Genomic DNA, 26,962 nt, shown 5'->3' with positions numbered 1-26,962 from the left:
CACGTCCAACCATGGCTAACGAAACGAACGTTCCGACACCAAGACCGACCACGCTCGAAGGCTGGCTGAAACTGCTCCAGGGCGTTCATCTGCCGGTGCCCCAGGCCAGTCACGACCTCGTCTGCAAGGCGATCGCAGACAGTCGTCGTTCATTGCGCGACATCGCCGAACTGATGCAGGACAGCCCCGCCCTGGCCCTGAGCGTCATCCGCGAAGCCAATCATCACACCCATGGCACCCTGGCGGAGCCGGCGGAAAATCTCGAAGTGGCGATCAACCGCCTCGGCCTCAAGCGCACCGAGGAGCTGCTGGCGCGCCTGCCCTCGCTGCCGGAGCACGAGATACCGGTTGCCCTGCGCCAGGTGCAACTGATCAGCCAGCACGCTAGCCAACAGGCCAATGGTTTTTTTGCCAGCCGCCTGGCGCGGCTGTGGCAGGACATCCATTGGGGCAGCCTGTTGTTTCTCTCGCCGCTCTGGCCGTTGGCGCTGACTCATCCGCGCCTGCTGGGGGAGTGGGAACTGCGGGTGATCCATAAAGGCGAGCCCGCACGCAAGGTCGAGCGCGAACTGTTCGGCGTCAGCCTGCTGAAAATCTGCCTCGCGCTGGTGGAGGCATGGCGCCTGCCCATCTGGGTGGTGCAAGGCTATCGCCTGTTGCTGAATGAACGCCGCGAGCTGATTAAAGTGTTGCGCATTGCCCGCGACAGCGAACATCCGCTGCGCCAACAAAATCGCCTGGATGACGACCCAACGCTGCGGCGCTGGCTCAACCAACCCGCCAACACGGTGCTGCTGGCGAACGGCCTGGCGCTATCGGCGCAACAGGCATGGGAAAGCTCGCACAGCGCTCGCTGGCAATACCTCACCAGCCTGTATCTGCAAATGCCGATGGATGAGCTTCAACAGCAACTGCACCAACAAGCCGCCAACAGTGCCCGCCAGCACGCCATGCCAGACCTGTGGCACCCCGCCGTAGCATTGATCTGGCCCTCGGGCAGCCGCCGCGTGCACCCCGGCTTGTTGCCCGCCGCCCCGCCCAGTGCCCAGGACCTGTCCCAATGGCGCAAGCAATGCGCCGAGCTGTTGCTGGAGCCGAGCCCGTTCAGCAACGCCATGCACCTGACCACCTCGGCCCGAAATGCGTTGGTGGCGTGCGGCATGCGCCGGGTGATGATTTTGATGGCCGACCGCAGCCAGACCAGCGTTCGCGTGCATCAGACCGCCGGCCTGCCCAAGGAAGCGGCGGCGATGAGCTTTTCCATCAGCCAAAGCAAAGTCTTGCAGCGCTTGTTGGCCCAGCAAGCCCAGGTTCGCTTGAACCCCGAGAACAACGCTCAATTTTCCGCCTTGCTGCCTCCGGGCCTGCGCGCCTTGTTCCGGGGCGAGCACCTGCTGTTGCGCTCACTGACCTGCAATGGGCGGGTGATCATGTTGGTGGTCGTGGACCAGGGCGGCGGGCCGTTCTCGGACGTGACCGTGCAGGCCTTCGGCAAAACCGTGCAATGCATCGAAAGGGCCCTGCACACCTTTACCAACCGCGGCCGCTGAACTTGCTACAATCCTTTCCCTTTGCGCCCCCAGGAGACCTCACATGCCTGACTTCTCTGGCTTGCCGCTGGTAATCGAGCCGAGCGAGCTCTTGCCGCGCCTCGATACGCCCAATCTGATTCTGGTGGACCTGACCAGCGCCGCGCGCTACAGCAATGGCCATATTCCCGGCGCACGATTCGTCGATCCGAAACGCACGCAACTGGGCCAGCCCCCGGCGCCGGGCCTGTTGCCGGCAAAGGCCGACCTGGAAGCGCTGTTCGGCGAACTCGGGCATGACCCCGGCGCGGTCTACGTGGTGTATGACGACGAAGGCGGTGGCTGGGCCGGGCGTTTTATCTGGTTGCTCGATGTGATCGGGCATTCGAATTATCACTATCTCGACGGTGGCCTGCTGTCCTGGCTGGACCTCGGCCTGCCAGTGTCGACCGAGGTCCCGGCGCCGGCCGGGGGTCCAGTCAGCCTGGTGCTGCACGAAGAGCCCACCGCCACTCGCGAGTACCTGCAAAGCCGTCTCGGCGCCAGCGACCTGGCGATCTGGGACGCCCGTGGCCCGTTGGAATATTCTGGCGAGAAGGTCGTCGCTGCCCGGGGCGGACACATCCCCGGCGCGGTCAATTTCGAATGGACGGCCGGCATGGACCCGGCGCGCAGCCTGCGCATCCGCAAAGACATGCCGCAGATCCTCGAACAGCTGGGCATCACGCCCGACAAAGAAGTCATCACACACTGCCAGACCCACCACCGTTCTGGCTTCACCTACCTGGTGGCCAAGGCGCTCGGTTATCCACGGGTCAAAGGCTATGCCGGTTCCTGGGGTGAATGGGGCAACCACCCCGACACCCCCATCGAGCTTTGAAGATTTAAGGACAGTTAATGAAAAACCGCTTGTTCATCCTTTCCCAGTACCTGCTGCCGCACCACCTGCTGTCGCGGCTGGCCGGCTGCATCGCCGAATGCCGCGTGCGCTGGTTCAAGAACGCCTTCACGGCCTGGTTCGCCAAGCGCTACCAAGTGGACATGTCCCAGGCGCTGGTGGAAGACCTCACCGCCTACGAGCACTTCAACGCGTTTTTCACCCGTGCACTGAAAGACGGTGCGCGACCTCTGGATCAGACCCCCGGCGCAATCCTCAGCCCCGCCGACGGCGCCGTCAGCCAGCTCGGCCCGATCGAGCACGGCCGGGTGTTCCAGGCCAAGGGCCACAGCTTCAGCGTGCTGGAACTGCTGGGCGGTGATGCGGCCAATGCCGCGCCGTTCATGGGCGGCGATTTCGCCACCATTTACCTGTCCCCCAAGGATTACCACCGCGTGCACATGCCGCTGGCCGGCACCCTGCGGGAAATGGTCTACATCCCTGGCCGGATTTTCTCGGTCAACCAGACCACCGCCGAAAACGTCCCGGAGCTGTTTGCCCGCAACGAGCGCGTCGCGTGCATTTTCGACACCGAACGCGGGCCGATGGCCGTGGTGCTGGTGGGTGCTATGATCGTCGCGTCCATCGAGACCGTCTGGGCCGGGCTGGTGACGCCGCCCAAGCGCGAGCTGAAGACCTTCCGCTACGACGAAGCCGCTCGTGCGCCGATCCACTTGGAAAAAGGCGCCGAGCTGGGCCGTTTCAAGTTGGGTTCGACGGCCATCGTGCTGTTTGGTCCAGAGCAGGTGAAATGGGCCGAAGAACTGGTGGCCGGCTCGCCAGTCCAGATGGGCCAGGCACTGGCACTGCCGAACGCCTGAGTCATCCAGGATGGTCATTCCTGCCCAAGGGCAGGAATGACCATTCTCAAACTACATACCCCGCCTACAGCTGCTAGAGTTGGAAACATCCCTTTCATTTCCCGCCGGAGCCCGTCCACGGCATGAATGAGACCAGCCCTCTCCAGCTACTGCGCATATCGACACCGACCCAGTCGCGCCTGTCCTTTTGCGATGCCACGCCACGCGACCTCAAGCGTTGGATCGCCAACCTGCCCAAGGCCAACATCGGCGAAACCGCCCGCCTGCTATACCAGGCGCTCGGCGAGCTGAACCAACTGCTCACGCCCAGCGATAACCGCCTGCAATTGCTGGAGCTGCTGCGGCCTGAGGTTTATTACGTCTGCAAGCATCTTGAGCGACACTTCCTGCAACAAGCCATCGTGCTGGATGACCGCTCACGCAAGATCGTCAACCTGTGCCAGGCCCTGCAAGCCCACCTGGCAATGGGCTACAAGCAAATCGTCGGGCGAATCTCGGCAAAATTCTCCAAGGACCGGGCGCGCCTGCTGGCCACGGCATTGCAGCGGGCCACGCACGCCCTTGATGGAACCCTGTTGCGCGCCAGCCAGCTCTACAGCCCGGTGCCGGAGGGGCTCTGGCTCGATTTGCACCAACTGTACCGGATCGCTTGCCAACACAAATTGCAGCACCTGAGCGTCAGCGACGAACTGGCCAGCCAGATTCACGAATTGAATATCGAGCAGACCTACGTGGTTGCCCTGCTGTTGGGCGCTTCGCGCAGCAACCAATTGCGCCAGAGCCAGATCGCGCGGCTGGCCGAGGTCCTGGAACCGTGGAGCCATTGGGTCAAGCTGGACCCAGCCGTCACCGCCGCCAGCCTGTTCGCCGTCGCACCGGCACTGGACGTCGGGCCGCGTTATCGGTCGAAATTCCGCGCCGAACAGCAACCCACCCTGCTGGGTTTCGACCCCCAGCCGTTGGTGCGCGCCATCACCGCCCACCTGGCACAACCTGTCGAGTCGACCCTGACGGTGCCCGCCGGCATGAGCGCCGATACGCTGCATCACTTGCAAGCCGCCTGGGGCGAGGCCGCCGAACGCAGCTTCCAACGCACCGAGGGCAACGGTACGTTGACGCTGTGCGTGGGCATGAGCGCGCTGCACTATTATCTTGGGGGAGAGCGCTCGTTCAACGAGATACTCAAGACGCCCGGCCCACGCAAGGCGCACTTCGAAGCCTCGCCGACAAAGAAAAATGACACCTGGGACCAGGCCTTCGACGCCGCGCCCACCGGTGACAGCGAGCTTTTGCCCTACGAAGAAATCGAGTATCCGGTCAACCCGGCCGACGACGATGGCGCCAGCTCCGACAACCGGCATCATTTCCCTACTTACGATCTGCCGATCATCAACCACAGCCCCGGCGGCTATTGCCTTGGCTGGCCGAAAGAGGTGCCGGAACAATTGCAGGCCGGCGAAATGGTCGGCATCCGGGACACCAATGATCAGAGCTGGAGCATCGCCGTGGTGCGCTGGATCCGCCAGGTGCGCAATGGCGCCATGCAGATGGGCATTGAGCTGGTCGCACCGCATGCCCAGCCTTGCGGCCTGCAATTGCTTCGCGAGCAGAACGAACAAGGGCACTATCTGCGTGGGCTGCTGCTTCCCGAGATAAGCGCCATCGACCTGCCACCCACCGTGATCGCACCGCGCCTGCCCTTCCAGGAAGGCCAGAAGGTGTTGATCAACACCAACGGCCAGGAACGCCGCGCCGGCCTGGATCGCCGGGTGACCAGCACCCACAGTTTCAACCAGTTTGCTTATCGGCAGGAGGATTCAGGCACCAGCGGGGAGGACGGTACGCAGGACGGGGATTTCGATTCGTTGTGGAAGTCGCTTTAAAATACGGCAGGATCACGTGGCGAGGGAGCTTGCTCCCGCTGGGCCGCGAAGCGGCCCTGAAATCTGACACACAGGTGTTTCAGGTTGGCCGCATTAGGCCTGCTGCGCAGGCCAACGGGAGCAAGCTCCCTCGCCACGAGTATGCGAAACTCACAGATCGGCGTTTGCTCAAACCTGCCCGTCGCGATCGCGGAAACCCAGCAAGTACAACACCCCATCCAACCCCAAGGTCGAAATCGCCTGCCGGGCCGACTGCTTGACCAATGGCTTGGCCCGGAACGCCACGCCCAGGCCGGCGATGGCCAGCATCGGCAGGTCGTTGGCGCCGTCACCCACGGCAATGGTCTGCTCCAGGCGAAGACCTTCCTTCTCGGCCAATTCGCGCAACAAGTCTGCCTTGCGCTGGGCATCGACGATCGGCTCGACGGCAACCCCGGTGACCTTGCCGTCCACCACTTCCAGTTCGTTGGCGAACACATAGTCGATACCGAGCTTGGCCTGCAGTTGCTTGGCGAAATAAGTGAAGCCGCCGGACAGGATGGCGGTCTTGTAGCCCAGGCGCTTGAGTTCGGCAAACAGGGTTTCGGCGCCCTCGGTCAGGCGCAGGGAGGCGCCGATGGAATCGAGCACGCCGACGTCCAGCCCCTTGAGCAATGCGAGGCGTTCCTTGAAGCTGGCGCGAAAATCCAGCTCCCCGGCCATGGCCCGCTCGGTGATAGCCGAAACCTTGTCGCCCACGCCCGCCGCCTTGGCCAGCTCGTCGATGACTTCGGCTTCGATCAGCGTCGAATCCATATCGAACACCGCCAGGCGGCGGTTGCGGCGGAACAGCGAGTCCTCCTGGAAGGCGATGTCGACGTTCAGTTCCTGGGCGACGCTGAGGAATTCGGCACGCAGCGCCTGGGGATCGGCCGGTTCGCCGCGCACGGAGAACTCGATGCAGCCCTTGCCCTGGTCAGCCGGAGTATCGAGCGGCATGCGCCCGGACAGCCGGTCGATGTGGTCGATATTCAGCCCGTATTGGGCGGTGATCGAGCTGACGCGCTGCAACTGCTCGGCGGTGACCTTGCGAGTCAGCAGCGTCACGATATGGCGCTTCTTGCCCTGGCCGGCCACCCAATGCTGGTAATCGGCTTCGGACACCGGCGTGAAACGCACCTGCTGGTCGAGCTTGTAGGCCGTGAACAGGATGTCCTTGAGCACTGACTTGCTCTGTTCGGCGTCCGGGATTTCAACCAGGATGCCGAACGACAGCGTGTCATGGATTACCGCCTGACCGATGTCGAGAATGTTCACACCACCCTGGGCCAGAACGCCGGTAATGGCCGCAGTCAGACCCGGACGGTCGCTGCCAGTGATGTTTATCAGGACGATTTCGCGCAAGGCGCACCCCCGCAGGTGGAAAAAAACCGCATTCTACCCACATTCAGTGACCATCGGGCACCGCCAGTGCTTTGCCGGTCATGGGCCTGTCGCTATACTGCGCGTCAATTTCACGGACAAAGAGCCGAGCTCAGTGAACCGGCCCACGCCAGTCAAAACCGACAATTTCTTCCTGCTGATCTTCCGTGCATTGCGCCATCGTCGCGTGCCGATTGCATTGCGCATCGCCAGCCATAACGTGATCCTGGTCGCCCTGGCCCTGGTCATCTATGCCTGCGTGATGGGCCTGCAATTCAAGCAGGCCATGCATGAGCAGGCGGATGCCTTGGGCGAAAGCCTGACCACCCAGACCGCCACGTCTGCCACCGAGCTGCTGGTGTCCAACGACATCCTCAGCCTCAACGTGCTGCTCAACAACCTGACCAAGAACAAACTGGTCGCCCACGCTGCCATCTACAGCGTGGACAACCGCATCCTCGCCGAAGCCGGCCAGCGCCCCAAACCTGGCCTGCTGGGCGAGACCGGCGGCATGTACCAGAGCAAGATCACTTTCCAGGACGTGACTGCCGGGCAACTGCGCATCAGCCTGGACATGGACCAGTTCCAGCAACCGATGACCATCAGCCTGCAGAGCATGGGCATCCTCAGCGCAATCTTGCTGGCGCTGGCGCTGGCCTTGAGCCTGCGCCTGGGACGGCACATCTCCACGCCGCTGCTGCAACTGCGCGTCTGGCTGCGGGACATCGACGAACACACGCCGGCCACCCAGCGCCAGGACGAAATCGGCGACCTGGCCCGGCAGCTTCACGCCAGCTTCGCACCGGAACCGGAGCCTGTGCCGGAACCTGAAGACATCGATTACGTCGACGAAGACGATGCCGAACCAGGCTTCGAGGTCCGCAACCTGCGTGACCCGGGCTTCGACGAAAGCGCGCCGATGCCTGCCTCCCGCCCTGCGCCGCGCCATGTGGTGCGTGCGGTCGAAGATGAGGAAGACGACGACGCCTTTGCCGACTTGCGAGACGACTCGGTGGCCGGCGCCCCTCAACCGGCTGTCCGCCCTGTCGCCTCGAACCTGCCCCAGCACAGCGCCGTGCTGGCCGTGCAACTGGGCGCCCAGGATCAACTTCGCCGCCTGCCCCAGGCGCGCCTGAAGGAGCTGCTCGAACGCTATCGCGACTGCCTCGATCAAGCCGCATCGCTTTATCAAGGCGAACTGCACACTTTGAATGACGGCAGCACGCTGATGCTGTTCCACACCGAGGACAGCGGCGACGACTACCTGACCAACGCCATCTGCTGCGGTGAACTGCTGCGGGCGTTGGGTCACCAGTTGCAAATCGAAGTCGCCGACAGTGGCATTACCCTGCAATTGCAACTGGGCCTGACCTTGGGCGATGGGCTGTACGGCTTGAGCCAGATCGACCTGCTGCTGACCGAAACCGCCCAGGACGCATTGGCGCTCTCCCAGCACAGCCGCAATCTGCTGCTGGTGGAGCGCAAGATCAATGATGACGCGCTGATCCGCCAACGCGCGCGCATCCGCCCCATCGCCAGCCCCGAAGGCGCTTGCTGCGTGGAACGGTTGATGGAGCCTTATCCGTCGATGCTGGAGCGGCAGCTGGCGCGGATGCACGAGCGTCAGGCCTGAGGCCCGGGCCCTGAAATAATCAAGCCCGCAGATGAGTGATCATCTGCGGGCTTTTTGTTGCCTTCACTGCCGCCATCGCGAGCAAGCTCGCTCCCACAGGGATCTTTATGCGACCGTAGATCTCTCTGTGGGAGCTTGCTCGCGATAGGGCCAGGACAGGCACTGAAATCCTTGGAGCCAGAAACAACAAAGCCCGCATCAACGCGGGCTTTGTTTTATATCCGTTCCAGTCATCAGAACCGGAACACTTCCATGTCGGTACGAATCGGCAGGGCCATCGGGATCTTGTCCTTTTCCTTTTCCACCGGCTTGGCCGGGGCCGGAGCTGCCTTGCGCGGCACTTCCGCGATAGGTGGCTGGTTGGCCAAAGGCTTGAGGGACACGGACAATTGCTCGGCCAGGCGCTGCAAGAGCACGCCTTGTGCCTGGACCTGTGCAGCGGTCGTACCTGCATGTTGTTCTTGCAGGTGAACGATGCGGTTCTCGCGAACCGTGCCGCGACGGTCGATCAGGCGCCATTGGGCATCGAGCACCGCGGGTTGGGATTTCCCTGAATCCAGCCGGGTGATCGACAACAGCACTTGCACATCCGGGGTGAACCCCTGGTTGGCCGGGGCCAGCACCACGCGCTGGCTGTCCAGGTGTCCGGCCACCTGGCGCAACAGCAATTGATCGATATCGGAAGACAGGCTACCAGCCCAACGACCATCAGTGGCGGCTTGCAGGCTGCCGTCGGGTTGGCGTTGCAACAGGGTTTCACGCTGCAGGTAGTCAGCGATCAGAACCGGGCCAAGCAATACGGCCATGCCTGTGCTTTGCGCAGGCTGGGCCGGGGTACCGCTGTCCAGCTGGTACAGCGACACCGGCTGGTTCATGCTGCAGCCCGCCAGGCCAAGCAGGCCGGCGAGCCACAAAATAGGAAGGCGCAGAGCAGTCATCGTCTCGTCCAGGTGGCGGCCACAAGGCTTACCACAGTGAAAAATACTCGGTCATTATGAAGAACGCTCGGCCACGCCGGCGCTTGAAAGGGCCTATCATCCGTGAATATGCGTCCCGACTCCAGCGCCAAAACTCCGATCTGCGGCATTTAATCGCAGACCGAGCCCTCTAGCACGCTCAATTGAGGTTTTCGACGAGCAGCGCATCCACCCGCTGAAACCCCCTTGGAAGCTTGTTGCCCCGCCGACCGCGTTCACCTTTGTAATGCTCAAGATCGTCCGCTTTCAGTGAAAGCGTACGCTTTCCAGCCTGCAGCACAAGCGTGGCACCCTCCGGTATCACTGCAATATCCGTGACATATTCCTCGCGACTCGCCACCCGTTCGCCGGAAATCCCGATGATCTTGTTGCCTTTCCCTTTGCCGAGCTGTGGCAGGTCACTGATCTTGAACACCAGCAACCGCCCTTCTGTCGTCACCGACGCCAGCCAATTGTTCTCGCGATCGATGACCGGACGCGGTGCGATGACCTTGGCGTTGTTCGGCAGACTCAACAGCGCCTTGCCCGCCTTGTTCTTGGCTTGCAGGTCCTCACCCTTGACGACGAACCCGTAACCGGCGTCCGACGCAATTACGTACAGCCCGTCATCATCAGGCATCAGCACGCACTCAAAAGTTGCACCCGGCGGTGGCGTCAGACGACCGGTGAGCGGTTCGCCCTGGCCACGGGCCGATGGCAAGGTGTGGGCCGGCACCGAATAACTGCGCCCGGTGGAGTCGATGAACACCGCGAACTGGTTCGAGCGCCCAGGCGCCAAGGCCTTGAAACCATCCCCGGCCTTATAGGAAAGCCCGGCGGCGTCAATATCGTGACCTTTGGCGGAGCGTACCCAGCCTTTTTCCGAGAGCACGACGGTGACTTTCTCGTTCGGCAGCAGGTCGTGTTCGCTCAACGCCTTGGCTTCGGCGCGCTCGACAATCGGCGAGCGACGGTCGTCGCCGTAGGTTTCGGCATCCTTCAGCAGCTCGGTGCGCACCAGTTTCTTGAGCTTGGCTTCGCTGCCCAACAAGGCTTGCAGCTTGGCCTGCTCCTTGAGCAACTCGTCCTGCTCGGCGCGCAGCTTCATCTCTTCCAGGCGTGCCAACTGGCGCAGGCGGGTATCGAGGATGTAGTCGGCCTGGATTTCGCTCAGGGCAAAACGCTCGATCAGCTTGGCCTTGGGGTGCTCCTCGGTGCGGATGATGTGAATCACTTCATCCAGGTTGAGGTAGGCGATCAACAAGCCGTCCAACAGGTGCAGGCGGCGCTCGACCTTGTCCAGACGGAATTGCAGGCGTCGGCGTACGGTCTTGACCCGGAATTCCAGCCACTCCACCAACAACGCCCGCAGGTTTTTCAGTTGTGGCTTGCCGTCCAGGCCGATGATGTTGATGTTCACCCGATAGCTCGACTCCAGGTCGGTGCTGGCGAACAGGTGCTGCATCAGCGCGTCGTGGTCGACCCGGCTGTTGACCGGGATGATCACGATGCGGCAGGGGTTCTCGTGGTCGGACTCGTCGCGCAAGTCGGCCACTTGTGGCGCTTTCGACGGTTTTGCCTGCATCATCGCCGCAATCTGCTCCAGGACCTTGGCCCCGGACACCTGATGCGGCAGCGCCGTGACAATGATGTCGCCGTCTTCGATGTGGTATACGGCGCGCATGCGCACCGAGCCACGGCCGGTTTCGTAGATTTTCAGCAGATCGGCGCGCGGGGTGATGATCTCGGCTTCGGTCGGATAGTCCGGGCCCTGGATATGCTCGCAGAGCTGTTCAACCGTGGCTTTCGGCTCGTCCAGCAAACGCACGCACGCCGTCGCCACTTCCCGCAGGTTGTGCGGCGGCACGTCGGTGGCCATGCCCACGGCGATACCGGTGGTGCCATTGAGAAGGATGTTCGGCAAACGTGCCGGCAAGACCAAGGGCTCGTCGAGGGTGCCGTCGAAGTTCGGCCCCCAGTCCGCGGTACCCTGGCCCAGTTCGCTGAGCAGCACCTCGGAATAGCGCGACAACCGCGCCTCGGTGTAGCGCATGGCCGCGAAAGACTTGGGATCGTCCGGCGCACCCCAGTTACCCTGCCCGTCCACCAACGTGTAGCGGTAGCTGAACGGCTGGGCCATCAGCACCATGGCTTCGTAGCAGGCCGAGTCGCCGTGGGGATGGAACTTGCCGAGCACGTCACCGACGGTACGCGCCGATTTCTTGTGCTTGGAGTCCGCGTCCAGCCCGAGCTCGCTCATGGCGTAGACGATCCGCCGCTGAACCGGTTTCAGGCCGTCGCCGATGTGCGGCAACGCGCGGTCCATGATCACGTACATGGAATAATTGAGGTAGGCATTTTCGGTGAAGTCAGCCAGCGATCGGCGCTCTACGCCGTCCAAGCTGTCTGCAAGAATGTCGCTCATGCGGGCCTCATCAAGTTCGTTGTCTGGCGCAACGGCGTGGTGCCATCGCGCTGGGTAAATTCAAATTCTTCCGGGGCATTCGTGCCCAGCGGTAGCCCACTCATGGCGAGGCGCCCCAGCCACCGTCCGGCGCGGCGAAGCGCCAGATGATGGGCCGCCGCTCGCCATCGGCACGGGCACCGTCGTTGTTGTCCAGGCCAATCCAGGCGCCTTGGGCGTCCACCACCAGCGCTTCGGCCAGGCCATAGGCTTGCGAGTAACGACGATTATCCTGCAGCGCCTCGGCAGCGAACGACCAGCAGCGCTCGACCTGGGCAGTCTGCGGGTCGCGCCGGCAGATCTGATAGGCGTTTCGTTCCAGGGTGAACAGCTTGCCGTCGAACAATGACAGATCGGCGAAATCCCGGGAAACCGCCTTGGCCTTGGGAAATTGCGGCGGCTGCATCTCCTGCCCCGCTTCGCTGAGCAGCACGCAATTGCCGTCGCAGTCCCATACCGTTTGCTGGCGCTTGATCAACAGCAGGCCACGGCGTTCGCGTTCGGCCGCCAGCCAGAGGTGGTCGCCGGCCGGGTTGACCGCAAGGCCTTCGAACAAGGCGTTGAAGTGCAACAACATGCCGCTGCCCCGCGCCTGGCGGATCATCGTCGGAGCGATTTTCAACCACGATGCAGCGCCTGTCGGCGGTATTTGCAGCACGGCGGCATTGGACTCGCTGACCACATAGCGATTACCGGCGCTGTCGCAACTGATGCCTTCGAAATCCAGCTCGCCCCCGCGCAGGAACGACGCCGCCCAGGTGCGCGACCTCAGGCCCCACGGCAAATCGTTATCCGGCACGGTCGGCACCTGGATGTCGACTGTTTCAGCCTGCCAGACCGCTACATCGCTGGGTTTGAGGCGATAGATCCGGTCGTCGTCGCGGTCGGACACCGTCCACATCTCGTTGCCGCACAACGCCAAGCCGGAGAGGTTGCCGCCACGCATGCCATCGACGGCATGCTCGGCCAACAGCTTCAATTCCGGCGCGGGTCCTGCGACTGCTACCCCCGCCCACAGCAACAACGCCAGGGCGAAACCCTTGCGCATCAGGCCAGGACCTCGGCCAAGTCACCCTTGGATTCAAGCCAGGACTTGCGGTCGCCCGCGCGTTTCTTCGCCAGCAGCATGTCCATCATTTCCGTCGTCGCGGCGAAATCATCCAGGGTCAGCTGCACCAGGCGACGGGTGTTCGGGTCCATGGTGGTTTCGCGCAACTGCGGCGGGTTCATCTCGCCCAGGCCTTTGAATCGGGTGACCTGCGGTTTGCCGCGCTTCTTCTCGGCCACCAGGCGATCGAGAATGCCGTCGCGCTCGGCTTCGTCCAGGGCGTAGTAGATTTCCTTGCCCAGGTCGATGCGGTACAGCGGCGGCATCGCCACGTAGACGTGGCCGGCGTCCACCAGCGGACGGAAATGCTGGACGAACAGCGCGCAGAGCAAGGTGGCGATGTGCAGGCCGTCGGAGTCGGCGTCGGCGAGGATGCAGATCTTGCCGTAGCGCAACTGGGTCATGTCCTCGGCGCCCGGATCGACGCCGATGGCCACCGCGATGTTATGCACTTCCTGGCTGGCCAGCACTTCGCTGCCGTCCACTTCCCAGGTGTTGAGGATCTTGCCCCGCAGCGGCAGGATGGCCTGGAACTCCTTGTCCCGCGCCTGCTTGGCCGAACCACCGGCGGAGTCACCTTCCACCAGGAACAACTCGGAACGCATCGGGTCCTGCCCGGCGCAATCGGCGAGCTTGCCCGGCAATGCCGGCCCTTGGGTGATGCGCTTGCGCTCGACTTTCTTGCTGGCCTTGAGACGCCGACCGGCGTTGTTGATCGCCAGTTCCGCCAGGGCTAGGCCGGTTTCCGGGTTGGCATTGAGCCAGAGGCTGAAGGCGTCCTTGACCACGCCGGAGACGAACGCCGCCGCCTCGCGAGACGACAGGCGCTCCTTGGTCTGGCCGGAGAATTGCGGTTCCTGCATCTTCATCGACAGGACGAAGGCGATGCGCTCCCAGACGTCTTCCGGCGCCAGCTTCACGCCACGGGGCAGCAGGTTGCGGAACTCGCAGAACTCGCGCATGGCGTCGAGCAGGCCTTGGCGCAAGCCGTTGACGTGCGTACCGCCCTGGGCCGTGGGGATCAGGTTGACGTAGCTTTCCTGGACGCTTTCGCCGCCTTCGGGCAGCCACAACAGCGCCCAGTCCACCGCTTCCTTGTTACCGGCCAGGCTGCCACAGAACGGCTCGTCGGGCAGGCGTTCGAAACCGCTGACCGCGTCCACCAGATAGGAGCGCAGGCCGTCTTCGTAATGCCATTCGACTTTCTCGCCGGTGGCCTTGTCTTCGAAACTGACCAGCAGCCCCGGGCACAACACAGCCTTGGCCTTGAGCACGTGCTTGAGGCGGCTGACCGAAAACTTCGGTGAATCGAAATACTTCGGGTCCGGGGCGAAATACACGCTGGTTCCGGTGTTGCGCTTGCCGACGGTACCGACCACTTCCAGCTCGGTGGCCTTGTAGCCATCGGCGAAGGTCATCTGGTACTCATTGCCGTCACGCTTGACCCGCACCCGCACCTGGGTCGACAAAGCGTTGACCACGGAAATACCCACCCCGTGCAGACCGCCGGAAAACTGGTAGTTCTTGTTGGAAAACTTGCCGCCGGCGTGGAGCTTGGTGAGGATCAGCTCGACGCCCGACACGCCCTCTTCCGGGTGAATGTCCACCGGCATGCCGCGACCGTCATCGCTGACTTCCAGCGAATGATCGGCGTGCAGGATGACCTGCACCGACTTCGCATGCCCGGCCAAGGCTTCGTCGACACTGTTGTCGATGACTTCCTGGGCGAGGTGGTTCGGCCGACTGGTGTCGGTGTACATGCCGGGGCGCTTGCGCACCGGGTCGAGGCCCGAGAGGACTTCGATGGCGTCTGCGTTATAAGAGCTAGCGCTGGGAGTGGCCATGGGGTCTCGTCGTCAGTGTTCAATGAAAAAGGGGCGATGGGTTCACAGCGACGTGAAGTCGATCGCCTGGTACAAATCGGCGCCAATGCCGGCAAAACTCAACAGCGCCGGCAACTGCTGGGCAAACCCTTGGAAACTGTGGTCGCCGCCGGCCTGGATGCGCAAGGCACAGGCGCGGTAATACTGTTGGGCGTGGCGATAATCCAGCGTTTCGTCACCGGTTTGCAACCATACCTGATACCGCTCTGGATCCCGGGGCGCCGGCACTTCCAGCTCGGCCAGGGCCGTCACGTGGTCGTGGGTCAATTCCCAGGTTTCGTCGGTGTATAAATTCTTCTGCGTGCCCAGGTAGCCGTCGAACATCCGCTGCGGGCTGACGGCCGGGTTGATCAACAGGGCCTTGAGGCCGTGGCGTTCGGCCAAGTGAGTCGCATAGTAGCCGCCGAGCGAGCTGCCGACCAGCAGTGGCCGGCCCAGTTCTGTAATCGCCTGTTCCAGCTGACCGATGGCCTGGCGGGGGTGGTGATGCAAAGCGGGCACTTGGAGCTGGTCGCTGAGGCCAAGGCGTGCCATCACTTCAACCAATTGGCAGGCTTTGGTCGATGCTGGGGCACTGTTGAAGCCATGGATATAAAGGATCGAACCCGACATTGCCGACTCCCTGGGTGTTGGGCAAAGGCCGGAGTTTACAGGGAGTTTGTGGGGATTGGCGGATGATCTGATGGTTATTAGGACAAACACAAAACCTGTGGCGAGGGGATTTATCCCCGCTGGGGCGCGAAGCGCGCCCAAAAAGCCGAATGCAGGACAGTCTGACGCCCCGAGGTGATTGGCCTTAGGGCTGCTTCGCACCCCAGCGGGGATAAATCCCCTCGCCACGAAAACCTACTCAGCCCTAGCGTGGATCGACGATGTCCAACGCCCGATTCGCCAGCAATTCACCGAGTTCGATCATCTGCTGCACTCCCAAGGCGAAATGCCGGCACGAGCCCTCCAGATCGAAAGCCAGGTCGCCGAGCATGGCGCTGGCCGAGGCCAGGGTTTCGCTGAGGTTGGCCAGGAGGGTTTCGGTGTCTGCGCTCTTTGCGACAGTGAACAATTGACCTGAGGGCTTTTTCTTTTTGGCTTGAGGTTTGGGGTCGAGATAAAGATCGATGGCACGCTTGGCGGCTTCATCAAGCATTGGAGGAATCTGGCTGGCTTCGGGAGAAATGGAATCTTTTTTTGTTGGCCCAGAGTTATCTTCAGACATGTTGGCGCTCCACTAGGATTGAAATAACGCCCTTCTACTTTCGGGTTTCCAGGCCCGGCCGCTGAATTTTCAGCGACGGGAAAAGACTAGCGACAGCCCTTCCCACCCGGCAACCGCCAGAGCTCGTCGGAAAAATCTGCTGCAGCCCGGAGGGTTGTCCGACCATTCCCACAATCCAGGTCGGCTGTCAGGCAGTCATCGCGAGCAAAGCTCGCTCCCACACAGGTTTTTGGTCGTTTATAAGATCAGTATCCACCGCCGATCCCACAGGGGAAACGCGGTCCCACCGAGAGCCAGGTCGGCCCTAAGGCCGCCTCGGCTTGGCTTTTGATCTTGAGGCCCCGTTAACCACGATGGCCGAACGCAGGCATTGTGGAGTGGGCATCCCGGCATGGATGCCGGGATAGCCGCGCTGGACCATGGATGGTCCTTCGCGGCGGGCCCACGGAGCAATGCCGGAGTGAGGGCATGCCGAGCCTTGGCGAGGCACCGAGTGGTGGGGCAAGCCTTTTTTGCTTACTTTTTTTGGCGTCTGAAAAAAAGTGAGCCGCCGTAAGGGCGGAACCCTAAGTCGCCGTTACCGCAGAAATGGATATGTACTCCGTCAAGCCGCCATCGCGAGCAAGCTCCCACAATTGGATCGGCGTACAGCAGTGAGAAATAGGCAAGCTGCCAGGCCGCGTCGTCCTCAATACCCGTTGGAATCATAGTCCGGCGTGAACGCAAACCCAACCACCCGCTCAACCCCCGTCTCCAACCGCCCATCCGGCAAGAGCCGCAACCATCGATACCCCGGCGCCTGCGAGCCCACCGCAAAATCCTCACTCCCCGGCTCAAACTGAATACAGGTCGAAGGCGAAGCCAACAAACGAACCCCCTCGCGTACCTGGTCTATCTCCTGATGCACATGCCCCCACAAAACCGCCCTAACCTGGGGAAACCGATCCAGCACCGCAAACAGCGCCTCAGGATTACGCAACCCGATCGGCTCCATCCACGTACACCCAATCGACACCGGATGATGATGCAGACACACCAGATGATGCCGCTCCGGCGCCTCGCTCAAGGCATTGGCCAACAGAATCAACTGCTCCTCGGCCAAAAAACCCGGCACCGAACCTGGCACGGCGGAATCGAGCATCGTCACCCGCCAATTGCCGATGTCCACCACCGGATCGAGCAACGTACTCTTGACCGCCGCCCCGAGCATCACCTGCGGCTCATCGTGGTTACCCGGAATCCACCGCGCCGGCGCATCGATTCGCGCGGTCAGTTGTCGAAACGCTTCGTAGGATTCCAGCGTGCCGTCCTGGGACAGATCGCCCGTGGCGAGCATCAGGTCAATATTCGGTTGTTGCTGGAGCACCAGGTCAACGACCGCCCGCAAGCTGTCACGCGTATTCATGCCCAGCAACGAGGCATCGGCCTCGGCGAACAGATGGCTGTCGGACAGTTGGACCAACAGCGCCGCATCGGCCGTGGTCAAGCTGGATACGCTCGGCAAATCGCTCTCTCCCAGGCGCAGTCACGCCGTTGCATGAAGCGGCAATTATGCTGGGGAAGATCGAAAGGGGAAACCCGCGAACCGGAACCGGTTCACAACCAGCGTTCACGACTACCGAACGACTTCGAACTCGTGGCCCAGCGCCAGGCAATGACTCAGCCACTCGCCCAGGAACAGGTTCAACTGGGCTTTTTCATCCGGCTGGTGCATTGACGCATTGGGGTAAGGATAGATGCCACGAAAGCGTCGTGCATGTTCGGCGCTGACAACCTCGGCCATGCGCGCATCATGATAAACCTGAACTTCCAGCTGCGGCACCGGCAGCCATGGCAGGCTGTGTTCCTGGCGGACCTGCAAAGTCGTGGTGTACGGGCAAGTCTGCAGCACTTCGAGGGCCAGCACGCCGAGCATCTGGTCACCGTGGGTCACGGCGATGCGACGTGGCAATGGGTCGTTGCGCATGTCCGGCAACAAGCGCATCAGGCGGGCGTAGTTGGCCTCGCAGGCAGCCTGCAACCCCACCAGATCGACGCGATAACGATCGCGCAGCTTGTTCAGGACCATAGCCCCCTCACTTCATCACGGTTCAAGGCCAGCCATTGCAAGGCAATGATGCTGGCCGCGTTGCAGATACGCCCGTCGCGCACTGCTTGCAGCGCGTCTTCGAAAGCCCAGACCTTCACGCGAATATCTTCAGCTTCTTCCAGCAGGCCATGCAGGCCGCCCGCCCCCGTGCTGTCGCAACGCCCCAGGAAAAGATGCACGAATTCGTCACTGCCGCCCGGCGATGGAAAATATTTGGTCATCGGCCAGAGCGCGGCGAAGACAAGCCCAGCTTCCTCCTGCGCTTCACGATGAGCAACTTCTTCCGGCTGCTCGTCCTTGTCGATCAGGCCGGCCACCAGTTCCACCAGCCAGGGATTAGCGCTTTTACCCATGGCACCGACGCGAAACTGCTCGATGAGCACCACTTCATCGCGCTGCGGGTCGTAGGGCAACACGCACACCGCGTCATGGCGGACGAACAGCTCACGGCTGATTTCACGGCTCATGCCACCGGCGAACAGTTCGTGGCGCAGGCGCACGCGATCAAGTTTGTAGAAGCCCTTGTAGCAGCTCTCGCGCTCGACGATTTCCACGGTGCTCGGTGTGGCGTTGGCGAAATCAGTCATGACAATCCTCGTGTGCAATGGATCAATACGAGGTTCCAACCTCGACTTCGCGCCATCCTAACGCGCCCGTACCGTTTGATGCAGCCCCTTTCCGGTGATCGGGATGGACGGCTGCCCTTAAAATTACTCTAATGAGCTTAGTGGCGAACTGATTGCCCTGCTGACAGTCGAAGCGGGTAACTTTTCGCCTTTCCCTGTTCCACGAAGGACGCCCATGTCGCTTTACAAAATTGCTTCCCTGGCCGCCATTGCCCTGACCCTGGGTGCGTGCCAAAGCCTGTTCCAACCCAATTATCGAGCGCCGCTGGAGACCACTCGCGATGCCTCGGAGCAATTGCAACCCGGCTGCGCCAGTGCCGACTGCCCACTGGTGAACATCGACACCCTGCACTTTCCCACCGAGCCCGCGCTGGACGGCATCGTCGAGAAACGCTTGCTACAACTGACCCGCACCCCGGGCGCTCCGGTGGCGCCGACGCTGGCGGCCTACCGCGAGCAGTTCCTGCGCAACGCCGCGCCGCGCAACAGCAGCTATTTGCAAGCCAAGGTACGCGAGCAGCATGACGGCTTGGTGATCATCGAGTTGTCCAGCTACCTGGACACCGGCGGTGCCCACGGCACGCCGGGTCGCGGCTTCATCAATTATTCGCGCCAGCAACACAAGGTGCTTGAGCTGTCGGACATGCTGCTGCCGGGCCAGGAAGAAGCGTTCTGGAAAGCCGCCCAGGTCGCCCACAACAGTTGGCTGATCAGCACGAAGCTGGATCAGGAACCGGACTTCCTGAAACAGTGGTCCTTCCAGAAAACCCCGCACATCGCGCTGACCTACGGCGGGGTGATCCTCAAGTACGAAGTGAGCACCATCGCGCCGTACGCCCTGGGCCACATCGAACTGAAGATCGCCTATCCACGCCTCAACGGCATCCTCAAGCCCGAGCTGTTTCCCGGCCGTAGCTGAAGGCCCGGCCCAGCAGCAGTTGCAGCAACCCTGCCAGGATCAGCGACGGCAGGGTTGCGCCGATGTCCGGGTAGAAATTGGCCAGCAGGTGATAAGTGCTTACCCCGCCCAACCAGGCCAACAGGGCCGGCCAGCGCAACGCGGCCGACTGCACTTGGCCGCTGCGTTTGCGCAGGATGAAGTGGTCCACCAGCACCACGCCGAACAGCGGCGCGAACACCGAGCCGATCAGCAACAGGAAGTTCTGGTATTGCGCCAACGGTGCAAAGCAGGCGATCAACGTGCAGATGACACCAATCGCCAAGGCCAGGTGTTCAACCTTCAATCCTGAAAGCATGCCGCTGGACACCGCTGCCGAGTGGATGTCGGCGAAGGCGTTTTCCGACTCGTCGAGCAGGATCAGCAACAGCGGGATACCCAACCCGGCACCGGCCAGCGCCAGCAGCAACGCGTTGACTTCGCCACTCGGTGCGAACGCCAGGGTGTAGGCCACGCCCAGGCTCATCAGCCAGAAATTACCAATGAAGAAGCCCACGGCAGTGCCGCCGAAGACATTCTTGGCGCGCTTGCCGAAACGCGAGTAGTCGGCGATCAGCGGCAGCCAGGACAACGGCATCGCAATGGCGATATCAAAACCCACCGCCAGCGGCATCGAGCCATCGCCGGCCTGCGCCCACAGTGCGGCCAGGTCAGCCTTGGCGAACAGGTTCCAGGTCAACCAGATGCAAGCCGCCAGCAGCAACCAGATGCCCCATTTGCGCAGGACCTTGCGCACGAAGGTCAACGGCCCACTCACAGCGAGCAAGGTCGCCAACGCGCCGAAGAACAATGTCCACAGCAAAGGGTTCGTGCCCAAGCTGCCTTCACTGAAAGCCCGGGCGCCAAGCAGGCTGGCGGCATCGCGCATGACGATGATTTCGAACGAACCCCAGCCAATCAGCTGCAGCAGGTTCAACACCGCCGGCACGCTCGCACCCTTGCTGCCGAGGCTGAGCTTGAGGGCGGCCATGGCCGACAGGCCGGTGTCGCTGCCGATCACCCCGACCGCCGCCAGCAGCAGGACGCCCACCAGCGTGCCAAGGAAAATCGCCAGCAACGAACCGCTCAGGCCCAGGCCCGGCGCGAGCAAGGCGCCGACTTGCAGGACCATCAGGCCGATGCCGAGGGAGAACCACAGGGAAAACAGATCGCGGGCGCCGAAGACGCGTTTGTCCAGGGGGACTGCGGTGTCCGGGGAGTAGGTGCTGGGTTGGATGTTCAAGGGTGGTTATCTCAGAGGGATATTTATTGTTTTTTTGGCCGCTATCGCGAGCAAGCTCGCTCCCACAGAAGGCCTGCTGCGTGCACAAATCTTGTGAACAACAGAAACCCACTGTGGGAGCGAGCTTGCTCGCGATGAGGGCAGTGAAAACACCGCCCTCTTCAGCTCAAATCACACTTTCTTGTAAAGCTGACTACCTTCCTTCTTGAACCGCTCAGCCTGCTCCGCCAAGCCCTGGGCGACATCGACATCCACCGCTTCAATGCGCTGGTTCGCCGCGTACTCGCGCACTTCCTGGGTGATTTTCATCGAGCAGAATTTCGGCCCGCACATCGAGCAGAAATGCGCCACCTTGGCCGAGTCCTTCGGCAGGGTTTCGTCGTGGTACGAGCGGGCGGTGTCCGGGTCGAGGCCGAGGTTGAACTGGTCTTCCCAACGGAACTCGAAACGCGCCTTGCTCAAGGCGTTGTCGCGGATCTGCGCGCCCGGGTGCCCTTTGGCCAGATCGGCAGCATGCGCGGCGATCTTGTAGGTGATGATCCCGGTCTTCACGTCATCCTTGTTCGGCAAGCCGAGGTGCTCCTTCGGCGTGACGTAGCAGAGCATGGCGCAACCGAACCAGCCGATCATCGCCGCACCGATGCCGGAGGTGATGTGGTCGTAGCCCGGCGCAATGTCGGTGGTCAGTGGGCCGAGGGTGTAGAACGGCGCCTCGTCGCAGCACTCGAGCTGCTTGTCCATGTTCTCCTTGATCAACTGCATCGGCACGTGGCCGGGGCCTTCGATCATGCATTGCACGTCGTGCTTCCAGGCGATCTTGGTCAGCTCGCCGAGGGTTTCCAGCTCACCGAACTGCGCTTCGTCGTTGGCGTCGGCAATCGAGCCCGGACGCAGGCCATCGCCCAGCGAGAAGCTGACGTCGTAGGCCTTCATGATTTCGCAGATGTCTTCGAAGTGGGTGTAGAGGAAGTTCTCTTTGTGGTGCGCCAGGCACCACTTGGCCATGATCGAACCGCCACGGCTGACGATACCGGTGACGCGCTTGGCGGTCATCGGCACATAGCGCAGCAACACGCCGGCGTGGATGGTGAAGTAGTCGACGCCCTGCTCGGCCTGTTCGATCAGCGTGTCGCGAAACAGCTCCCAGGTCAGGTCTTCAGCCACGCCGCCGACTTTTTCCAGGGCCTGGTAGATCGGCACGGTGCCGATCGGTACCGGCGAGTTGCGGATGATCCACTCGCGGGTTTCATGGATGTGCTTGCCGGTGGACAGGTCCATGACCGTGTCCGAACCCCAGCGGATGCCCCAGGTCAACTTCGCCACTTCTTCTTCGATGGACGAACCCAGCGCACTGTTGCCGATGTTGCCGTTGATCTTCACCAGGAAGTTACGGCCGATGATCATCGGTTCCAGTTCGGTGTGGTTGATGTTGGCCGGGATGATCGCGCGGCCACGGGCGATTTCATCGCGCACGAATTCCGGGGTGATGACTTTCGGCACGCTGGCGCCGAAGCTGTGGCCGGCGTGTTGCTGGTCCAGCAGGCCGGCGGCGCGGGCGACTTCCAGCTTCATGTTTTCGCGGATGGCGACGTATTCCATCTCGGCGGTGATGATGCCTTTGCGCGCGTAGTGCATCTGGCTGACGTTGGCGCCCGGCTTGGCGCGACGCGGGTTGTTCACGTGGGCGAAGCGCAGCTGGGTCAGCTCGGGATCAGCCAGGCGCTCCTGGCCGAAGTTGGAGCTCAGGCCCGCCAGGCGTTCGGTGTCGCCACGGGCTTCGATCCACGGCGAGCGCACATCGGCCAAGCCTTTGCGCACGTCAATGATCACGTTCGGGTCGGTGTACGGGCCCGAGGTGTCATAGACCACTACCGGCGCGTTGATCTCGCCGCCGAAGTCGGTGGGGGTCACGTCGAGGCTGATTTCGCGCATGGGCACGCGGATATCCGGGCGGCTGCCCTGGACGTAGATTTTTTGCGAGCGGGTAAAGGGCTGGACCGATTGCTGATCGACCTGGGCCGATTCACTGAGGTTGGTCGCGTTTTTTGATTTTGTCGTCATCACGGGCTCTCCAGACACACATCCAGGCAGTGGATTTTTGTCGGAGCGAACCTGTAACGAATGGACGCGTCCCTGCACGAAAGTGCGGACGCTGTGCTTGCTGCTCGAGTGCGTTCAATAATCGAACGACATCCCGGACGAAGCACAAGAGGACTCGCCGGGTGACGAGAAATCTTGTTCCCTACGCAGGCGCTAACCTGATCAGGTTCAACGGGATCCGAAATTATTCGATCTCAGCCTCATAGCAAGGCACCCCGACAAGAACCCGGCCAGTCTAGACACAACCGGCGCAGAACGCCATCGCCCGGGCAAAAGCCGTGATGAATGGCACAAATACAGGATTGTTGCCGTGCGTAGGCGCAACTACACTCGCTACGCCGCGCGCCTGTTATGCGCATTCAATTTGAACGTAGGGATCGCCTCATGCTGCGCAAACTCTCACTGGCCCTTGCCGTGTCTTGTGCGTCCAATGGAATGGCCTGGGCCGCCGAAGCACCGTTATCCAACAAGACCGACCTGGTCAGCGTGTACCAGGAAGCGGTGGACAACAACGCTGACCTGGCCGCCGCCCGCGCCCAATATGGCGCCCAGAAGGAAGTGGTGCCCCAGGCCCGCGCCGGGCTGCTGCCCAACCTGTCGGCCGGCGCCGACCTGAACAACACCCGCACCGAGCTCGACCAACCGGCGATGACCGCCACGCGCAGCTCCACGGTCTACCAGGCCACGCTGTCCCAGCCGATCTTCCGCGCCGACCGCTGGTTCCAGCTGCAGGCGGCCAAATCAGTCAACGAACAAGCGTCGCTGCAACTGTCCGCCACCGAACAGAACCTGATCCTGCAAAGCGCCGAAGCCTATTTCAACGTGCTGCGCAGCCAGGACAACCTGGCCTCGACCAAGGCCGAGGAAGCCGCGTTCAAGCGCCAGCTCGACCAGTCCAACGAACGTTTCGATGTGGGCCTGTCGGACAAGACCGACGTGCTGCAATCCCAGGCCAGCTACGACACCGCGCGGGCCAACCGGATCATCGCCCAGCGCCAGGTCGAAGATGCCTTCGAAGCGCTGATCACCCTGACCAACCGCCAGTACAATTCGATCCAGGGCGTCGTCCACACCCTGCCGATCCTGCCGCCGGCGCCGAACGACGCCAAGGCCTGGGTCGACACCGCCGCCAAGCAGAACCTCAATCTGCTGGCGAGCAACTATGCCGTCGATGCTGCCGAAGACACCTTGCGCCAGCGCAAGGCCGGCCACGCGCCGACCCTCGACGCAATCGCCCAATACAGGAAAGGTGACAACGACGGCCTCGGTTTCACCAACCCGAGCCCCACCGGCCAGCGCTACGGTGGCGACGCGGAGCAACGCACCATCGGCCTGCAGTTGAGCATCCCGATCTACAGCGGCGGACTGACCAGCTCCCAGGTGCGCGAATCCTACTCGCAACTCACCCAGACCGAGCAGCAGCGCGAAGGCCTGCGCCGCCAAGTGGTGGAAAACACCCGCAACCTGCACCGCGCGGTGAACACCGATGTGGAACAGGTCCAGGCCCGGCGCCAGTCAATCATCTCCAACCAGAGCGCAGTGGACGCCACGGAGATCGGCTACCAGGTGGGCACTCGCAACATCGTCGATGTGCTAGACGCCCAGCGCCAGCTGTACACCTCGGTGCGCGACTACAACAACGCCCGCTATGACTACATCCTGGATAACCTGCGCCTCAAGCAAGCCGCCGGGACGTTGAGCCCGGAAGATTTGCAAGCCCTGTCCCGTTACCTCAAGCCCGATTACAACCCGGACAAGGACTTCCTGCCGCCGGACCTGGCACAGGCTGCGGCAGAGCAGTTGCGTTCGCGGCCGACGCAATAACTCATCCGCGACGAATCGCCCGTGGCGAGGGAGCTTGCTCCCTCGCCACAGAAGCTCAGTCGATCAACCGCCCCAACCCATCCAGCAATCGCTGCAACGCACCCTGGTTGCGGCGCATCACCACCAATCCCGCCTCGGCCATGCGCTGGGCGTCCCGAGGCAACTCGAACAGGCGCTGAACCGCCAGGGCCAAGCTTTCAGCATCTTCCACCTCCGCCAGAGCCCCGGCCACACGCAGTTGCGCGGCGATTTCGAGAAAGTTGAACAAGTGCGGCCCGCTGAGCACCGGTTTTGCCAGTGCCGCCGGTTCGAGCAGGTTGTGCCCGCCGTTGGGCACCAGGCTGCCGCCGACAAATGCGCTGTCGGCCAACGCATAGAGAAACAGCAGCTCGCCCATGGTATCGCCCAGCAATACCGAGGTCTGCGGGCCGACCGGCTGAGCACTGGAACGCCGGACCGTGGCAAAACCCTCGCGCTCGCACAATTGCGCCACTGAATCGAATCGCTCCGGATGACGCGGCACCAGGATCAGCAGCGCATCGGGATAGCTGTCGAGCAATCGCCGGTGGGCGGTCAATACCACTTCGTCCTCGCCCTCATGGGTGCTGGCGGCGATCCACACCGGGCGCTCCACCGCTTGCCATTGACGGCGCAAGGCGCTGGCGCTTTCGAGCAGTTGCGGATCGATGCTCAGGTCGAACTTGATGGAGCCTGTGACTTCGACGGTTTCCGCCCTGGCACCGAGCTGGCGAAAGCGCTCGGCCTCGGCTTCGGTCTGCACCGCGAAGAGGTTCATTTCGGCGAGCATCGGCCGGGTCAGCTTGGGAAAACGCGCATAACCACGAGCGGAACGCTCCGACAGCCGCGCATTCGCCAGAGCCACGGGAATGCCGCGCCGGGCGCATTGATGGATGTGATTGGGCCACAGTTCGGTTTCCATGATCACCGCCAGTTTCGGCTGGACCTGGTCAAGGAAACGCTTGGCTGCGCACGGCAAGTCATAAGGCAGGTAGCAATGCTGGATGCGCGGTTCATTGGCGAACAACGCCTTGATCCGCTCCGAACCGGTGGGCGTCATGCACGTCACTGTGATCGGCAGCTGTGGATAACGTTGCAGCAAGGCGCGAATCATCGGCGCGGCGGCGATGCTTTCGCCCACCGACACCGCATGGACCCAGATGCCGCCCGGCACCATCGTCGGCAAGCCCCACGAGAACCGCTCGCCGATACGCCGCGCATAGGCCGGCGCCTTGCGAGCCCGCAGCCACAGCCGAATCGCTACCAGTGGCAGCCCCAAGTAAAACAACGCGCTATAGAGAGTTCTGTTCATGGCGGCGGAGTTTATCGGTTTTTCAGCCGATCGCCTGCAACTGCACGGCAAAACGTTCCGCCAGCCACCGGGCGGCGGGACCAAGGGGTTCATCGCGGCGCCAGACCAGCTCCACCACCAGGGCCGGCGGGGTCCATTCGCTGTTGAGTTCGACCATATCCCCCAGGTACGCCGGGTATTGCACGACATGCCGCGGCAACCAGGCCCAGCCCAGGCCACTCCTCAACCACTCGGCCAGCACGTAGAAGCTGTCAGCGCGCCAGACTTGCGGGCTGGCCTGTTCGCTGCCGGGATAGACGCTGGATTGGGTCGCCATCAGCAACTGGCGATGCCGGGCCATTTCCAGGCATGACACATATTCATGGTGCGCCAGCGGATGATTCCGGCCGCACACCGTGACCATCTCCACGCTGCCCAGTACCCGGCGCTCCAACGCCTCGGGGATCTGGTCGTGATAGAACAACAACCCAAGGTCGGCGCGACGTTCCACCAGCTTGCGCGCCACATCGCCTTGGGCGGCGCTGGCCAGCTGTACTTCAAGCGTGGGGAATCGTTCGGCCAGCGCCGCCAGGCTGTCGATGACGGGCTGATAAGGCATGGCTTCGTCCTGGGCCAGGCGCAGCGACGCCTCCTGCCCACGCATCAGGGCCAAGGCCCGGCCGTTGAGGCGCTCGCATTGGCGCAACACTTCCCGGGCCTCCTCAAGCAGCGCCACGCCCGCGTCGGTGAGCTTGGGCTGACGACCGCTGCTGCGTTCGAACAGGCTCACCCCCAAGTCTTCTTCCAACATCGCAATCGCGCTGCTGATGGCTGACTGGGCCTTGCGCTGATCCCGGGCCACGGCGGAGAACGAACGCTTCTCGGCGACACCGACGAACAGCCGCAGTTGTTCCAGATTCCATTGAGTATTCATGGCGCAACCTATCTCCATTGCAGATAGGTAATGACTTTACCGCATCTGCCCAATCCCTAGAATGGGGCCATC

At 62.4% G+C, this 26,962-nt stretch carries 21 protein-coding genes and 1 riboswitch; of the genes, 7 read left to right on the top strand and 14 right to left on the bottom strand.

The window, feature by feature from the left end; all coding sequences use genetic code 11:
• The first annotated feature begins 11 nt into the window (after positions 1–11).
• The 4 genes from JMN22_RS06630 (at position 12) to JMN22_RS06615 (ending at position 5,170) form a co-directional block, all read left to right on the top strand.
• Positions 12–1,550, top strand: coding sequence for an HDOD domain-containing protein (locus tag JMN22_RS06630; protein WP_030140173.1), 1,539 nt, complete (start codon positions 12–14; stop codon positions 1,548–1,550).
• Between the two features lie 43 nt (positions 1,551–1,593).
• Positions 1,594–2,409 carry a rhodanese-like domain-containing protein gene (locus JMN22_RS06625; protein WP_030140174.1) on the top strand — a complete coding sequence of 272 codons (816 nt, stop codon included), beginning with the start codon at positions 1,594–1,596 and terminating at the stop codon, positions 2,407–2,409.
• A gap of 17 nt (positions 2,410–2,426) precedes the next feature.
• Positions 2,427–3,287: an archaetidylserine decarboxylase gene (gene asd / locus JMN22_RS06620; RefSeq protein WP_198797222.1), complete on the top strand. Its 861-nt coding sequence runs from the start codon at positions 2,427–2,429 to the stop codon at positions 3,285–3,287.
• A gap of 122 nt (positions 3,288–3,409) precedes the next feature.
• Positions 3,410–5,170 (top strand): molecular chaperone, encoded by a 1,761-nt coding sequence (locus JMN22_RS06615; protein WP_198797223.1) that lies wholly within the window; start codon positions 3,410–3,412, stop codon positions 5,168–5,170.
• A gap of 168 nt (positions 5,171–5,338) precedes the next feature.
• Here the strand turns inward: JMN22_RS06615 and serB are convergent, their stop codons facing one another.
• Positions 5,339–6,553, bottom strand: a complete 1,215-nt coding sequence (serB, locus tag JMN22_RS06610) for a phosphoserine phosphatase SerB (RefSeq protein ID WP_030140177.1) — start codon at positions 6,551–6,553, stop codon at positions 5,339–5,341.
• Between the two features lie 133 nt (positions 6,554–6,686).
• Here serB and JMN22_RS06605 point away from each other — a divergent pair, with 133 nt between their 5' ends.
• Entirely contained in the window at positions 6,687–8,204 is a 1,518-nt protein-coding gene (locus JMN22_RS06605) for an AhpA/YtjB family protein (RefSeq protein ID WP_030140178.1), read from the top strand.
• A gap of 233 nt (positions 8,205–8,437) precedes the next feature.
• Here JMN22_RS06605 and JMN22_RS06600 read toward each other — a convergent pair whose 3' ends face one another.
• The 9 genes from JMN22_RS06600 to JMN22_RS06560 all read right to left on the bottom strand — a co-directional run bounded on the left by JMN22_RS06600 (position 8,438) and on the right by JMN22_RS06560 (position 18,504).
• A complete protein-coding gene (locus JMN22_RS06600; protein WP_030140179.1) occupies positions 8,438–9,142 on the bottom strand; it encodes a PqiC family protein in 705 nt (234 codons plus the stop codon).
• A 178-nt stretch (positions 9,143–9,320) separates the two neighbouring features.
• Positions 9,321–11,585 carry a DNA topoisomerase IV subunit A gene (gene parC / locus JMN22_RS06595; RefSeq protein ID WP_198797224.1) on the bottom strand — a complete coding sequence of 755 codons (2,265 nt, stop codon included), beginning with the start codon at positions 11,583–11,585 and terminating at the stop codon, positions 9,321–9,323.
• A gap of 100 nt (positions 11,586–11,685) precedes the next feature.
• A complete protein-coding gene (locus JMN22_RS06590) occupies positions 11,686–12,672 on the bottom strand; it encodes an esterase-like activity of phytase family protein (RefSeq protein WP_198797225.1) in 987 nt (328 codons plus the stop codon).
• Positions 12,672–14,576, bottom strand: a complete 1,905-nt coding sequence (gene parE, locus JMN22_RS06585; RefSeq protein WP_030140182.1) for a DNA topoisomerase IV subunit B — start codon at positions 14,574–14,576, stop codon at positions 12,672–12,674. Before parE ends, JMN22_RS06590 begins: the two co-directional genes overlap by 1 nt.
• A gap of 42 nt (positions 14,577–14,618) precedes the next feature.
• A complete protein-coding gene (locus JMN22_RS06580) occupies positions 14,619–15,227 on the bottom strand; it encodes a YqiA/YcfP family alpha/beta fold hydrolase (RefSeq protein WP_198797226.1) in 609 nt (202 codons plus the stop codon).
• 244 nt (positions 15,228–15,471) lie between these two features.
• The gene (locus JMN22_RS06575) at positions 15,472–15,828 is read right to left on the bottom strand and encodes a DUF6124 family protein (protein ID WP_198797227.1); all 357 of its coding nucleotides are present in this window, start codon (positions 15,826–15,828) and stop codon (positions 15,472–15,474) included.
• Positions 15,829–16,516: 688 nt separating this feature from the next.
• Positions 16,517–17,332 carry a 3',5'-cyclic-AMP phosphodiesterase gene (gene cpdA / locus JMN22_RS06570; protein WP_198797228.1) on the bottom strand — a complete coding sequence of 272 codons (816 nt, stop codon included), beginning with the start codon at positions 17,330–17,332 and terminating at the stop codon, positions 16,517–16,519.
• A 111-nt stretch (positions 17,333–17,443) separates the two neighbouring features.
• Positions 17,444–17,896: a DUF1249 domain-containing protein gene (locus tag JMN22_RS06565; RefSeq protein ID WP_024618006.1), complete on the bottom strand. Its 453-nt coding sequence runs from the start codon at positions 17,894–17,896 to the stop codon at positions 17,444–17,446.
• Positions 17,887–18,504: an NUDIX domain-containing protein gene (locus tag JMN22_RS06560; protein WP_030140185.1), complete on the bottom strand. Its 618-nt coding sequence runs from the start codon at positions 18,502–18,504 to the stop codon at positions 17,887–17,889. Before JMN22_RS06560 ends, JMN22_RS06565 begins: the two co-directional genes overlap by 10 nt.
• Positions 18,505–18,718: 214 nt before the next feature.
• Between JMN22_RS06560 and JMN22_RS06555 the strand changes: the two genes are divergently transcribed.
• Entirely contained in the window at positions 18,719–19,462 is a 744-nt protein-coding gene (locus JMN22_RS06555; RefSeq protein ID WP_030140186.1) for a DUF3298 domain-containing protein, read from the top strand.
• Here JMN22_RS06555 and cytX read toward each other — a convergent pair.
• Positions 19,431–20,723 carry a putative hydroxymethylpyrimidine transporter CytX gene (cytX, locus tag JMN22_RS06550; RefSeq protein ID WP_198797229.1) on the bottom strand — a complete coding sequence of 431 codons (1,293 nt, stop codon included), beginning with the start codon at positions 20,721–20,723 and terminating at the stop codon, positions 19,431–19,433. The two genes, JMN22_RS06555 and cytX, sit on opposite strands and share 32 nt — an antisense overlap.
• Before the next feature lie 171 nt (positions 20,724–20,894).
• On the bottom strand, positions 20,895–22,784 hold the full coding sequence (gene thiC / locus JMN22_RS06545; protein ID WP_030140188.1) for a phosphomethylpyrimidine synthase ThiC: 1,890 nt from the start codon (positions 22,782–22,784) through the stop codon (positions 20,895–20,897).
• Between the two features lie 161 nt (positions 22,785–22,945).
• A riboswitch (TPP riboswitch) is annotated at positions 22,946–23,051 on the bottom strand.
• Positions 23,052–23,207: 156 nt separating this feature from the next.
• Here thiC and JMN22_RS06540 point away from each other — a divergent pair.
• Positions 23,208–24,647 (top strand): TolC family outer membrane protein, encoded by a 1,440-nt coding sequence (locus JMN22_RS06540; RefSeq protein ID WP_030140189.1) that lies wholly within the window; start codon positions 23,208–23,210, stop codon positions 24,645–24,647.
• Positions 24,648–24,702: 55 nt separating this feature from the next.
• On the opposite strand, the gene waaA is transcribed toward JMN22_RS06540, so the two are convergent.
• Both waaA and JMN22_RS06530 read right to left on the bottom strand, forming a co-directional pair.
• The gene (gene waaA / locus JMN22_RS06535) at positions 24,703–25,977 is read right to left on the bottom strand and encodes a lipid IV(A) 3-deoxy-D-manno-octulosonic acid transferase (RefSeq protein ID WP_198797230.1); all 1,275 of its coding nucleotides are present in this window, start codon (positions 25,975–25,977) and stop codon (positions 24,703–24,705) included.
• A 22-nt stretch (positions 25,978–25,999) separates the two neighbouring features.
• Positions 26,000–26,890: a LysR family transcriptional regulator gene (locus JMN22_RS06530; protein WP_030140191.1), complete on the bottom strand. Its 891-nt coding sequence runs from the start codon at positions 26,888–26,890 to the stop codon at positions 26,000–26,002.
• Positions 26,891–26,962: the final 72 nt, after the last annotated feature.

The organism is Pseudomonas sp. HB05 (assembly GCF_016756915.1).
Lineage (GTDB): Bacteria > Pseudomonadota > Gammaproteobacteria > Pseudomonadales > Pseudomonadaceae > Aquipseudomonas > Aquipseudomonas alvandae.
Note: the sequence above shows the minus strand (reverse complement) of the source record. Positions and strands in the feature narration are given on the sequence as shown.

Excerpts from the sequence above, each read along its gene's own strand:
- JMN22_RS06630 (WP_030140173.1), top strand. The coding sequence starts at position 12 with ATGGCTAACGAAACGAACGTTCCGACACCAAGACCGACCACGCTCGAA.
- JMN22_RS06625 (WP_030140174.1), top strand. The coding sequence starts at position 1,594 with ATGCCTGACTTCTCTGGCTTGCCGCTGGTAATCGAGCCGAGCGAGCTC.
- asd (WP_198797222.1), top strand. The coding sequence starts at position 2,427 with ATGAAAAACCGCTTGTTCATCCTTTCCCAGTACCTGCTGCCGCACCAC.
- JMN22_RS06615 (WP_198797223.1), top strand. The coding sequence starts at position 3,410 with ATGAATGAGACCAGCCCTCTCCAGCTACTGCGCATATCGACACCGACC.
- JMN22_RS06600 (WP_030140179.1), bottom strand. The coding sequence starts at position 9,142 with ATGACTGCTCTGCGCCTTCCTATTTTGTGGCTCGCCGGCCTGCTTGGC.
- parC (WP_198797224.1), bottom strand. The coding sequence starts at position 11,585 with ATGAGCGACATTCTTGCAGACAGCTTGGACGGCGTAGAGCGCCGATCG.
- JMN22_RS06590 (WP_198797225.1), bottom strand. The coding sequence starts at position 12,672 with ATGCGCAAGGGTTTCGCCCTGGCGTTGTTGCTGTGGGCGGGGGTAGCA.
- parE (WP_030140182.1), bottom strand. The coding sequence starts at position 14,576 with ATGGCCACTCCCAGCGCTAGCTCTTATAACGCAGACGCCATCGAAGTC.
- JMN22_RS06580 (WP_198797226.1), bottom strand. The coding sequence starts at position 15,227 with ATGTCGGGTTCGATCCTTTATATCCATGGCTTCAACAGTGCCCCAGCA.
- JMN22_RS06575 (WP_198797227.1), bottom strand. The coding sequence starts at position 15,828 with ATGTCTGAAGATAACTCTGGGCCAACAAAAAAAGATTCCATTTCTCCC.
- JMN22_RS06565 (WP_024618006.1), bottom strand. The coding sequence starts at position 17,896 with ATGGTCCTGAACAAGCTGCGCGATCGTTATCGCGTCGATCTGGTGGGG.
- JMN22_RS06560 (WP_030140185.1), bottom strand. The coding sequence starts at position 18,504 with ATGACTGATTTCGCCAACGCCACACCGAGCACCGTGGAAATCGTCGAG.
- JMN22_RS06555 (WP_030140186.1), top strand. The coding sequence starts at position 18,719 with ATGTCGCTTTACAAAATTGCTTCCCTGGCCGCCATTGCCCTGACCCTG.
- thiC (WP_030140188.1), bottom strand. The coding sequence starts at position 22,784 with ATGACGACAAAATCAAAAAACGCGACCAACCTCAGTGAATCGGCCCAG.
- JMN22_RS06540 (WP_030140189.1), top strand. The coding sequence starts at position 23,208 with ATGCTGCGCAAACTCTCACTGGCCCTTGCCGTGTCTTGTGCGTCCAAT.
- waaA (WP_198797230.1), bottom strand. The coding sequence starts at position 25,977 with ATGAACAGAACTCTCTATAGCGCGTTGTTTTACTTGGGGCTGCCACTG.
- JMN22_RS06530 (WP_030140191.1), bottom strand. The coding sequence starts at position 26,890 with ATGAATACTCAATGGAATCTGGAACAACTGCGGCTGTTCGTCGGTGTC.